Origin of the sequence: Acidisoma silvae, assembly GCF_020618775.1 — a bacterium.
GTDB classification, from domain to species: Bacteria; Pseudomonadota; Alphaproteobacteria; order Acetobacterales; family Acetobacteraceae; genus Acidisoma; species Acidisoma silvae.
Map to the genome: position 1 here is coordinate 33687 of NZ_JAESVB010000016.1, position 11737 is coordinate 45423.

The window sequence follows — 11737 nt, forward strand, 5'->3', positions numbered from 1 at the left end:
TGTCGCGTCGCGTGCGGAGGCTCAGCGCGTTCCGCCCATTCCGACGCGAATGGCATCGACCGCCACCGCGATGAAGATCAGGAAGCCACCGATCATATCCACGTAGAAGGACGGGACATTCACGACCGCCAGGCCGACATGGATAACCGTCAGCAGCAGCACGCCACCCAAAATGCCCCAGGTGTCACCACGACCGCCGAAGACGCTGACACCGCCGATGATGGGGGCCGCGATGGAGTAGAGCAGAAAACCCTCGCCCTGATCCGATGTGATGGCCATCTGCCAGGATGCGAGAAAATAGCCGGCAATCCCGGCAATGAACCCGGACAGGGTGAAGGCCACGATCTTGACCTTGTTGACGCGGATACCTGCGACATGGGCGGCGGCCGCATTGCCGCCGGTCGCGTATAGCTTGCGCCCGAAAACCGTGCGCCGCAGCAGCACCGCCATGCCGATGAAGCCGACGAAGAGAACCAGCGGCATGACCGGCCAACCGCCGACGGTGGTTTGCCCCACCCAGGTATAGGCATCGGTAAAATCAGTGATCGTGGCACCCTGGGTGATGGCCAAAAGGCCGCCCTGCAGGATGATCATCATGCCCAATGTCTCGATCAGGGAGACCATGCGCAGGCGGGTGATGCACAAGCCGTTGAAGAAGCCGATCAAGGTCGCGGCACCGACACCCACAATGACGCCGAGGAAGGTCGGCATGTGCAGTTGCAGAATCGCCAGCGCGCCGATGGCGGAGGATATGCCCATATTGCCGGCAATCGACAGATCGATCTCTCCCACCAGCAACGGCAATGACGCGGCGAGGCCCAGAAGGCCCAGAACGGTCGCCTGGGTCAGGATGTTTTGAAGGTTAGATGTGGTGAAGAAGAACTTGTTGAGCAGGCCGAAGACGATGACGAGGCCGACCAGCCAGATCCACACGACATATTTCAGCAGAAGCTGAACGGAAGGGCTGGCGCCGGCATTTTTGGCGACGGCACCCGGCGCCACCGCAACGGTTGGCATCACACTGGTTTTTGTATTCATTGTTGTTCTTCTTCGATCAATGAAGAGGCTGATGCGAAGCGGAGACGGATCTGTCGGATGCGGAATAGGCCATCTCAAACACATCCTCTTTCGTCAAACCATGTGCCGGCTCGATGGCGCTGATGCGACCATCGACAAACAAGGCCACCCGATCGACAATCCGCAGCATCTCCTCGATGTCGGAGGTGATGATAATAACGGAAACGCCCCTGTGGCTCAGATCGTCGACCAGACGATGCACTTCTTCCTTGACGCCCACATCAATGCCTCGCGTCGGCTCGTTCAGGATAACAAGCCGTGGTTCGGTCGCGACCAGGCGGGACAGCAGAACCTTCTGCTGATTACCGCCGCTGAGCGAGCCGAGCGGCGCCGCATGCGACGCCGCCTTGACCGCGAACAGTCGCCAGAATTTCTCGACTAATTGGCGTTCCGCGCTGCGCGACACCCAGCCGAAGCGAGAGACCGCCGGCAGGCTGGACAAGGTCATGTTCTCGGCAATCGACTGGATGGCGATGATACCGTCGCGCAGTCGGTCTTCCGACAGGAAGGCGATGCCGGTGCGCAGCGCTTCTGCCGGGTCGCGCGGCAAAGCGTGGGCGACTCCGCTTTCATCCAGAAAGCCGCGAGCGGAGGGCATAAGCCCGTAAATGGCCCTGCCCAATTCCTTGGCACCCGACCCTGGTAGACCAGCGAAGCCGATGATCTCCCCCTTTCTGATATCAAGGCGATCGACGCTCAGACCCGATGCGCGAACGTCACGCAGGGTCCAGACGACATCGCCCTTGGCCTCATCCGTCACGCGTTTGAACAGATGCACGTCACGCCCGATCACCATTTCGCTGAGCGCCGACGAATCGAGGTGGGACACGACCTGCCCCTGCCCGATCATTTGGCCGTCGCGCAGAACCGAGACCTCATCGCAGATCTCGAGGATTTCTTCATTGTAATGCGAAATAAACAGGAAGGAGACGGATTGCGCCCGCAGTTGCTTCATGAACGTAAAAAGCTGATGCTTGTCCGCCATCGTCAAAGCCGTCGTCGGCTCATCCAGAATGATCAGCTTGCCGCCGCTATGCAGGGCACGCAGGATATTCAGCTTGCGTTTCTCGACCACAGACAAGGTGCTGGCCAGCCGTCTTGGGTCGAGATTGGCTTCCTCCAGAAAGGACGTCGCCAATGCCATCATATGCCGATCGCGCACAAAGCCGGAACGCGCGGGCCAGCGCCCCAGCATCAGATTGTCGGCGACCGTCATCGGCTCGACGATCATCGGCTCCTGCGTGACAAGGAAAACACCCTTTTCCTCCATGGCCTTGACATCGGCGTCGACGATCTCTTCGCCGTTGAAGCGCATCGTGCCGCTCGTAGCCTGCACGATCCCGGCGATAATTTTGACGAGCGTCGATTTGCCGGCGCCGTTTTCGCCGAGGAGCCCGTGGACCGATCCTTTTCTGACGCGAAGCGAGACGCCTTTCAAAGCGACGACACCGCCGTAGCGTTTGATGCAGTCATCCACTTCGATCAGATAGTCATCGGCCATGGAAATCTCCCCAGAGAATTGCAGTATCAATGATGGAATCTGAGCAGACACCCCATCACTGATAGGCGATGCCCCAGGTATTGGACGCAACATTGCCCCACATCCGGGGGTCGGAAGCATTGGTTGCATTCATGACGAACGGCGGAATGATCAGGCGTGGACCGGTATCGCCCTGCACAATGTCGCCGCTCTCCCAGTAGTATTTCTTGTTGGTATATTTGCCCAAGGGCACTGCCTGGCCTTTCACCGAATATTTGGCCAGCATTTCAACCGCGATCTCGCTATAGGCGATTGGATCCTGCGAAATATCGGCGTCCATATAGCCTTCCTTGATCCATTGCAGGCCGATCGGCTCACCATCGATGGTAACGAAAATGACGTGCTTCGGGTCGCCGATCTTGTGCCACAGATGCCGCTGCTTCAGCGCCGTGACGACACCACGGGACGGCGTATCGCTGGGCGCGTGAATGGCATCGAGGTTAGGATATTGAGACAAGGTATCGACCGTCACGCTCAGCATGTTCTTGAGCAGACCGTCGGTCGGGCGATCCAGCATATTGATATCGGGGTAGTTCTTGAAAGTCGCGTCCCAGCCGAGCTTGCGGGCACGCCAGGCGTCGCTTGCCAGCGCACCATAGCAATTGAGGACAATGCCCTTGGCCTGTCCGTTATACTTCTTCTTCAGGAGATCGATGACCGTATTCGCCGCCATGACGCCGCCCTGGTAATTGTCGAAAGCAACGGAGATGGCGACATTGCCGCCGGTCGCCAGACTGTCGACCAGCCCGACCGGAATCTTGGCGGCGTTAGCCTTTTTGACCGCGCTCACCATGGCCTGGCTGTCGACGGTGTCACCCAGCATGGCAATCGGGCGCGTCAGCAGCAGAGAATCCCATTGCTGGATCTGCGTTGTATTATCGAAGTTGGCATTGACGGCTTGAAAGCCCCAGCCCTGGGCGGCCGCCGCGCGCTTGGCGGCTTCCTGTAAAATACGAAAGAAGTAAAAGTCGAGACTTTTATTGCTGAATCCAAGAACAGGCGCAGCGGCGGCGGCAGGCCGCGCAGCACCGGCAAAAGCCGCGGCACCACCGGCCGCTACGACTTTGAGAAGGTCTCGGCGTTTCGGCATCAGTGATGATGAGACGATGGTACCAGCGCTCACGTATAAGTCTCCCGCTTTGACCGTTTTCCGGCCGATTATTATTGGCGTAGACGCGTTATTCTATGACGGATTCTGTCCGCAACGACAACATCGCACCAGACAAGTCTGGCGTTATTATCATGATTATGCGGTGTTTCGTCCTATTCTTACTTGGCCCAAATTCTTTGATTTGGTTTACGTCGTCTTCCTAGCAGCGTTGACGATGACACGCGGCGGAGCCCTCGTCAACACTGTGATCACAGATCGCGGTATATTTTAGAATTCGACGGTGTCCCCACCCTTCAGCGCCAAAATGCTGCGCGCCTCATCCGGTGATGCCAGTTCCAGACCCAAACCTTCAATTATCTGCCTTGCCTGCCGAACCTGCGCGGCATTGCTTTCAGCGAATTTGCCCGGCCCGATCCACAGACTGTCTTCCAAACCGACCCGCACGTGAGAGCCCATAGCGGCCCCCATGGCGACGATAGGCATCTGATTGCGACCGGCACCCAAGACCGACCATTGGTAGGCATCGCCGAACAGTCGGTCGGCCGTGCGCCGCATATGCATGACGTCCTCCGGATGCGGACCGATGCCACCCAGAATGCCGAAGACCGTTTGCACAAACAGTGGCGGTGTCACCAGTTTGCGGTCCAGAAAATGCGCGAGGTTATAGAGATGGCCGATGTCGTAGCATTCGAACTCGAATTTGGTGCCATTGCCGCCCATGGCTTTCAGGGCAAATTCGATATCCTTGAAAGTATTGCGGAAAATGAGATCCCGGCTGTTTTCCAGGAATTCGCGCTCCCAGGGATGTTTGAAGTCCTTGAAACGACCGAGCATCGGAAAAAGACCGAAATTCATCGAGCCCATATTCAGCGAAGCGACCTCGGGCTTATAGGTCGTGGACGGCCGAATGCGCTCCTCGATGCCCATGAAGGGACTGCCGCCACTCGTCAGGTTCAACACGGCATCGGTCGATTGCTTGATGCGGGACAGGAAGGGCGCGAAGGCCTCTGGGCGCTGATCAGGCTGGCCTGTCTCCGGGTTGCGCGCATGCAGGTGCAGCACCGCCGCGCCCGCCTCAGCAGCGCCCAATGCGGCCTCCACGATCTCATCCGGCGTCACCGGCAGATAAGGCGACATCGACGGCGTGTGAATGGCCCCCGTAACCGCGCAGGTAATGACGACTTTTTTGGTTTTGGCCATGAATCCCTGTTTCCTCTCGTCCCAAATCGAAGGTCACGTCCTATGATCTGTGATCACAGCGTACCTATTATATAGGCGTCGCAGCAGCTTCCGTCTGAAACGCCGCAGCGCCACCATAGGCCACATTGCCACCGCCGTAACGGCGGACCCGAATATTGGCCTGCTCGCCATGGCCGACAAAGCCTTCCAGGGCGCAAAGCCGGGAACAATAGCTGCCGATCAGGTTCGACGCCTCGTCGGTCAGAACCTTCTGATAGGTGCAGGTTTTCAAGAACTTACCGACCCAGAGACCGCCGGTATAGCGGGCCGCCTGTTTGGTCGGCAAAGTATGATTGGTGCCGATCACCTTATCGCCGAAGGCCACATTCGTCCGAGGTCCGAGGAACAAGGCTCCATAATTCACCATATGCGCCAGGAAGTAGTCGGGATCAGCCGTCATTACCTGGACATGCTCGAAAGCCAGCCGGTTGGCGACCGCCACCATCTCATCGGCGCTATCGACGACAATGACGGCGCCATGCCCTTCCCAGGCCTGCCGCGCGATGGCGGCGGTCGGCAGAATTTGCAGCAGGCGGTCAATTTCGCGCATTGTGTCCCGGGCCAGCGCCTCGGAGGTCGTGAGGAGAATGGCCGGCGAATCCGGACCATGCTCGGCCTGGCCCAGTAGATCGGTGGCGCAGATTTCACCGTCGACACTGTCATCCGCGATGACCAAAGTCTCGGTCGGACCAGCAAAAAGATCGATCCCGACGCGCCCGAACAATTGCCGCTTTGCTTCAGCGACAAAGGCATTGCCGGGCCCAACCAGCATATCGACCGGCGTTATCGACTGCGTGCCCAGCGCCATGGCGGCCACCGCCTGTATGCCGCCCAGGCAATAGACCTCATCGGCACCGGCCAAGTGCTGTGCTGCAACGATCGCCGGCGCAGGCTTGCCCTGAAACGGCGGGGCAGATGTGACGATACGCGGCACGCCGGCCACCTTTGCCGTGATGACGGACATATGGGCCGATGCGAGGAGTGGATATTTGCCACCAGGCACGTAACATCCGGCTGACTGGATCGGGATATTCTTGTGGCCCAGGACAACCCCCGGCAAGGTTTCAACCTCAATATCCTGAATGGCACTCCGCTGATGGCGAGCAAAGTTCCGCACCTGCGATTGCGCGAAGGCAATGTCGTCCAAATCGCGCTTTGACAGTTGCGACAGGCAGGCTTCGATTTCCTGCTCGGTCAGGCGATAGGACTCACGATCCCATTTATCGAACTGTATCGACAATTCGCGCACCGCCGCATCACCACGCTCGGCGACGTCGCTGAGGATTCCTTCGACCGTTTCTCGCACTTTTTTATCTGCCAGAGCGATCCCGCCGAGATCGGCGCCGCGCTTGAGCCAGCGTTCCATGGCTTCCACCTTATTATTTTGCGCATCAGTTTAATGACCCGAAATACTGTACCGTCAACTGCAATATTGTCCGATGGGCATGTCTTACGCAGTGCCGATTTTTCTTGCATCGCAGGAGATTTCTCGGCTCATCGAACCGACCTAACTCAGCTTGACGATGGCATCACCCAAGACGCCGGACCCAGCTCTGGCTCCTGGTAAAGCGGCGCTCGCGCCAGCCGAGAGGCATCTCCAGAGAATTGATCTTTCAATTATTTGATTAAACAAAAATATGGTAAGAAATACTTTCGTGCCGCTACCTGCATTAGCAAATTCTCTGTCCACAAGTGGACTTAGTCACACCGCCTTTAGAAATCGATTAATCTTTTGCCGGACCCATTGATATTGCCCCATAGCGAACACATTTGGTGAAATTGACGATAAGCAAAATCGCAAGGATGTGAGGAGCGCCAAATGCCCAATCGTGACCGGGGTGCTAGCCTGATTTGGCTGCGACGGGGCGAAACGCCCCGCGAAAGTCAGTTTCGCCCTCATGGCGCGTTCTCTCAATCCTATCACGCGGATATCCATGACGCGGTGGACGAGGCGATGCGCGTTCTGTCCAGCGGTTTGGCCGATGGCCGCCAGCCCTGGATCCTGTCGCACGGCGCTCTGCTTGATCCGGACGATATTCAGCTGGCCCATGGCCGGTCATCTCCCCATCTGACCGCCATGGCTCATTACTGACAAAGACGGTGGTGCCGGAGACTCAGGGCCTGACGATCACCTTGATTTCCCCGGCCTCGGGTGATTGGCCGATAACCGCAGCGACATCGTCCAGACCGATGGTTTTGGTAACAAGCTTATCAAGTTCCAAGGCGCCGCTCGCGACCAACGCTGCCGCGCGATCATGCGTAAAAGGATTGAGATAAGCCGGCCGTATCGTGACTTCGTTGACGAGAAGATCAAAAGGCGTGATCGGCACCTCCAGTCCCGCCGGGGTGACACCGAAAAGAACGAAATTGCCGCCGCGACGCGTCATCGCAATGCCCGTCCGGAGCGTTTCCGGCACACCGGCGCATTCGATTACGACATCCGCGCCGCCACCCGTCAGATCCCGGACGGCAGAGACCGTGTCCGTTGCAGACGGATCAAAAGCATGGGTCGCGCCGAGGTCCAATGCCATCTGGCGTCGCGAGGCCTGCCGCGTTATCAGGATGACCTTTGCGGCACCTTCCAGCTTGGCAAGCTGCACCATTAATAGCCCGATGACGCCACCACCCAAAATGGCGACACTGCCGCCTGATCGTATCTCCGCCTTGTCTATGGCATGCAGACAGCAAGCGAGTGGTTCGGAAAACGCGCCGTGGACGGGGTCCAGATCGGCCGGCAGCAGAAATGCCTGACCTTCCGGGACCGCAGCATGTTCCGCGAAGCCGCCATCGCGGGTCACGCCGATCGCGGTCAGCCGGGCGCAGAGATTTGGTTGAGCGTTGCGGCAGGCCGGGCAGATTCCACAGGCGATGTTCGGATCAATCGTCACCAACTCGCCGCCGGAGAAACGCGTCACGCCTTGGCCGATGCTCTCCACGGTGCCGCAGAATTCGTGGCCCAGCGTCACCGGGCGGGCGGTGGGATATTCCCCTTTGAACATATGCCGGTCAGAGCCGCAGATCCCGGCTGCCAGAACCTTGACCAGAATTTCGCCTGGCCCGGCAATGGGCTTTTCAACGCTACGCGTGGCCATCTCGCTGACCGATTCCAGTCTTGCCGCCTTCATTCTCGCCTCCCTCCGTTTGGTCTTTATTCTTTGCCTGGCACACATCCGCCTGCGGTCCAAGAATGGCGGCAAACATCTTCGCTGTCGATCAGTCCGGCTAAGTGAGAGCACGGCCGGGCGAGAGTTGTCAGTCACCGATCATCATAAGATTGGCATTGCCGCCGGCAGCCGTGGTGTTGATGCTGATGCTCCGCTCCCGCACCAGACATTCGAGCGGATAGTCTCCGGTCGCGTTGCTTGTGTGAATTGCGATGATCGGGCCGGGCAAGGCAGCAACGCGCTGATTGACCGCAAGCAAGGTTTCGCTGTCACCGTCGTACAAAATGGCCGAGAAGTCGGCAGCCCAGGGATTTTCTGCCACCTGCACAGAGGCACGAAGATCATCCGGCAGCCCGGCCAAGCTGGCAGAAGCAATTAGCGGGCGGTTGCCGGTCGCGAGCGCGGCGCGGATCTGTCGCGCTGATTCCAATGCGTCCCGCGCGATGCAGAACACTGTCCCGCGCGCTTCCGTGCCATAGAGATTGCGCTCACCCACCGGGCCGGGCAGGTCGCGCTGCCCGCCGAAGACGAAAGCCGCATCGCGCCGCTGCGCCAGGAGCCGGCGGAGATAGAGCGGGCCGCCGGCTTTGGGGCCTGTGCCTGATAGCCCATGGCCGCCGAAGGGCTGCACGCCGACCACGGCCCCGATGAGGTTGCGATTGACGTAGATATTGCCGGCACTTGCCAGGGCCGTAACGCGCGCGACCGTTTCATCGATACGGGTATGCAGGCCGAAGGTCAGCGCGAAGCCGGTGGCATTGATATCGGCGATGAGCCTGTCCAGGCCGTCACGCGGATAGCGCAGAACATGCAGAACCGGGCCGAAGACTTCCCTTTTTAAAATAGCGAGGTTCGGAATGTCGATGATCGTGGGCGCGACGAAACTGCCCTGCGCGCAACCGTCCGGCAGCGGCGGCTGATGGATGACGCATCCTGCCGCGCGCATCTCTGCGATATGGTCCGCGATATCGTCGCGCGCCGCGTCGGTGATGACAGGTCCGATATCCGTCGCCAGCCGATCGGGGTTGCCGATGGACAGTTCTGCCAGAGCGCCGCGCAGCATGGTCAGCGTGCGATCCCCGATATCGGCCTGCAAACACAAAACCCTGAGCGCCGAGCACCGCTGGCCCGCACTGTCGAAAGCCGAGACCAGCACATCCGCCACCACCTGCTCGGTCAATGCGGACGAGTCGACGACCAGCGCGTTTTGTCCGCCGGTCTCCGCGATCAGCGGCACGGGACGGCCATCGGGGTTCAGCCGCTGCGCCAGCACCGCCTGGATCTGCTTGGCGACGGCGGCGGAGCCGGTGAAGACCACGCCGCAGGTACGCGCATCGGCCACCAACTGCGCGCCAACCTCCCCATGGCCGGGCAGTAGTTGCAGCGCGTCCTGCGGCACGCCGGCCTCATGCAGCAGAGCAACCGCCTGGGCCGCGATCAGTGGCGTTTCCTCCGCCGGCTTGGCGAGCACGCAATTTCCAGCGGCGAGCGCTGCCGCAACCTGGCCGGTAAAGATGGCGAGCGGAAAATTCCATGGCGAGATGCAGGTCACGACGCCAAGCGGACCGTAACCCGGTCCATCCAAGGCGCGCCCCTGTTCGGCATAGTAGCGCAGGAAATCGACGGCCTCCCTGACCTCCGCAATCGCATTGGGCAGGCTTTTACCGGCCTCGCGGATGATGAGACCGAGCAGTGCTGCCGCTCGCGCCTCCAGCAGATCGGCGGCGCGCATCAGGCAATCGGCCCTTACGCCCGGCGCTGTTGCCGCCCAAGGCCCAGCGGCTGCCGCCGCACGGGCGAACGCGACATCGACTTGCGACATTGTTGCCTCGACAACATGGCCGACAATGTCGCGCCGATCCGCTGGGTTGCGTACCCGCTGCGGCGGCGTCTCGGCCCCACTCGCGGGCAAGGCCGTCCATGTCGCTGTAGCACTCGCTCGCAGTGCCTCGGAAAGAGCCAAAAGCTGGCTGTCATTGTTAAGATCAAGCCCAGTCGAATTGACCCGTTCCGGCATGAAAAGATCGCGAGGCAGTGCAATCCGGTCATGCGGTCGCCCGTCCCCAACCTCGTCCAGCGGATCCGTGACCAGCCGATCCACGGACACGGTCTTGTCCTGGATGCGATTGACGAAGGAGGAATTGGCGCCGTTTTCCAGCAGCCGGCGGACCAGATAGGCCAGCAGCGTCTCATGCGTGCCGACAGGCGCATAGATGCGGCAGGGCCGGGCAAGCGTCTCCGCACCCACAACCTCCTCATACAGCGCCTCGCCCATGCCATGCAGGCATTGAAACTCATATTGCCCGATATGAAAGCCGTCGCCGGCCATGGCATAGATGGCGGCCAGGCTCTGCGCGTTATGGGTCGCGAATTGCGGAAACACCGCATCCGGCGCGGCCAGCAGTTTGGCCGCACAGGCGCGGTAGGACAGATCCGTATGGACCTTCCGCGTGAAGACCGGAAAACCGTCCAGCCCGTCGACCTGCGCGCGCTTGATCTCGCTATCCCAATAGGCGCCCTTGACCAGCCGTATCATCAACCGGTGCCCGCTGCGCCGGCCAAGATCGATGATCCAGTCCAGCACATAAGGCGCGCGCTTCTGATAGGCCTGCACCACGAAGCCGATGCCGTCCCAGCCGGTGAGCCCGGCGTCGAAGCACAGCGCCTCCAGCAGATCGAGCGACAGGTCCAGCCTGTCAGCTTCTTCGGCATCGATATTGAGGCCGATATCGTAGTGCCGGCATAGCTGCGCCAGCGCCACCAACCTTGGCAGCAGTTCCGCCATCACACGATCGCGCTGCGCCCGGCTATAGCGCGGATGCAGTGCGGACAGCTTGATGGAAATCCCAGGCCCCTCATAAATGCCACGGCCCGCTGCCGCCTTGCCGATGGCGTGAATCGCCGCCTCATAGTCACGGTAATAGCGCGCGGCATCCGTAGCCGTGACGGCGGCCTCCCCCAGCATATCGTAGGAATAGCGAAAGCCACGCGCTTCCAGCCGGCGGGCATTGCGCAGCGCTTCGGTAATGGTCTGGCCGGTCACGAACTGCTCACCCATCATCCGCATGGCGAGTTCGACGCCATGGCGAATGAGCGGCTCGCCGCCCCGCGCGATCAACCGGGTCAGCGCGGCACCCAAACCTGTCTCATTGACCGTGCCGGTTAGTTTGCCGGTCACCACCAGCCCCCAGGTCGCGGCATTGACGAAAAGCGAGGATGACTGGCCAAGATGACCACGCCAGTGCCCGGCGCTGATCTTGTCGCGAATCAGCGCATCGCGCGTGGCATTGTCGGGGATGCGCAGCAGCGCTTCCGCCAGGCACATCAGCGCGACGCCTTCCTGGCTTGAGAGATCATACTCCCGCACCAGCCCTTCCACCGGCCCTGGACTGCCCTTGGCGCGCAGCGTCTGGACAAGCGCCATCGCAACCGCCCGCGCTTGTGCCGCGACGGTGTCAGGCAGCCTCGCCTCCTCAATCAGGGCAGCGACGCAACCCGCCTCCGGCGCGCGGTAATGATGGGTGATAGCCGTGCGGAGCGGACTATGCGGCGCCAGGCCTGAGGCGAATTGGCTCAACGGGTCCGGCACGCTCATCATCGCATCTC

Annotated in this window: 8 protein-coding genes; 1 reads left to right on the plus strand and 7 read right to left on the minus strand. The window is 60.3% G+C overall.

The genetic code is table 11. The features are described 5' to 3' along the window. Nucleotides 1-21: 21 nt before the first annotated feature. From ASILVAE211_RS21070 to hisD, 5 genes are all read right to left on the minus strand, one after another. Entirely contained in the window at nucleotides 22-1038 is a 1017-nt protein-coding gene (locus ASILVAE211_RS21070) for an ABC transporter permease (RefSeq protein WP_227323338.1), read from the minus strand. A 16-nt stretch (nucleotides 1039-1054) separates the two neighbouring features. Beyond that, nucleotides 1055-2578, minus strand: coding sequence for a sugar ABC transporter ATP-binding protein (locus tag ASILVAE211_RS21075; RefSeq protein ID WP_227323339.1), 1524 nt, complete (start codon nucleotides 2576-2578; stop codon nucleotides 1055-1057). Nucleotides 2579-2633: 55 nt separating this feature from the next. Beyond that, complete coding sequence (locus ASILVAE211_RS21080; protein WP_227323340.1) at nucleotides 2634-3740, minus strand: sugar ABC transporter substrate-binding protein; 1107 nt, start codon at nucleotides 3738-3740, stop codon at nucleotides 2634-2636. 255 nt (nucleotides 3741-3995) lie between these two features. Next, nucleotides 3996-4928: a BKACE family enzyme gene (locus ASILVAE211_RS21085; protein WP_227323341.1), complete on the minus strand. Its 933-nt coding sequence runs from the start codon at nucleotides 4926-4928 to the stop codon at nucleotides 3996-3998. A gap of 67 nt (nucleotides 4929-4995) precedes the next feature. Further along, the gene (gene hisD / locus ASILVAE211_RS21090; protein ID WP_227323342.1) at nucleotides 4996-6333 is read right to left on the minus strand and encodes a histidinol dehydrogenase; all 1338 of its coding nucleotides are present in this window, start codon (nucleotides 6331-6333) and stop codon (nucleotides 4996-4998) included. Between the two features lie 453 nt (nucleotides 6334-6786). On the opposite strand from hisD, the gene ASILVAE211_RS21095 reads away from it, so the two are divergent. Further along, nucleotides 6787-7059, plus strand: coding sequence for a hypothetical protein (locus ASILVAE211_RS21095; RefSeq protein ID WP_227323343.1), 273 nt, complete (start codon nucleotides 6787-6789; stop codon nucleotides 7057-7059). A gap of 22 nt (nucleotides 7060-7081) precedes the next feature. Here ASILVAE211_RS21095 and ASILVAE211_RS21100 read toward each other — a convergent pair whose 3' ends face one another. Further along, complete coding sequence (locus tag ASILVAE211_RS21100) at nucleotides 7082-8092, minus strand: zinc-dependent alcohol dehydrogenase family protein (RefSeq protein WP_227323344.1); 1011 nt, start codon at nucleotides 8090-8092, stop codon at nucleotides 7082-7084. 127 nt (nucleotides 8093-8219) lie between these two features. Continuing rightward, the gene (gene putA, locus ASILVAE211_RS21105; RefSeq protein WP_227323345.1) at nucleotides 8220-11726 is read right to left on the minus strand and encodes a bifunctional proline dehydrogenase/L-glutamate gamma-semialdehyde dehydrogenase PutA; all 3507 of its coding nucleotides are present in this window, start codon (nucleotides 11724-11726) and stop codon (nucleotides 8220-8222) included. Nucleotides 11727-11737: the final 11 nt, after the last annotated feature.

Excerpts from the sequence above, each read along its gene's own strand:
- ASILVAE211_RS21070 (WP_227323338.1), bottom strand. The coding sequence starts at position 1,038 with ATGAATACAAAAACCAGTGTGATGCCAACCGTTGCGGTGGCGCCGGGT.
- ASILVAE211_RS21075 (WP_227323339.1), bottom strand. The coding sequence starts at position 2,578 with ATGGCCGATGACTATCTGATCGAAGTGGATGACTGCATCAAACGCTAC.
- ASILVAE211_RS21085 (WP_227323341.1), bottom strand. The coding sequence starts at position 4,928 with ATGGCCAAAACCAAAAAAGTCGTCATTACCTGCGCGGTTACGGGGGCC.
- hisD (WP_227323342.1), bottom strand. The coding sequence starts at position 6,333 with ATGGAACGCTGGCTCAAGCGCGGCGCCGATCTCGGCGGGATCGCTCTG.
- ASILVAE211_RS21095 (WP_227323343.1), top strand. The coding sequence starts at position 6,787 with ATGCCCAATCGTGACCGGGGTGCTAGCCTGATTTGGCTGCGACGGGGC.
- ASILVAE211_RS21100 (WP_227323344.1), bottom strand. The coding sequence starts at position 8,092 with ATGAAGGCGGCAAGACTGGAATCGGTCAGCGAGATGGCCACGCGTAGC.
- putA (WP_227323345.1), bottom strand. The coding sequence starts at position 11,726 with ATGAGCGTGCCGGACCCGTTGAGCCAATTCGCCTCAGGCCTGGCGCCG.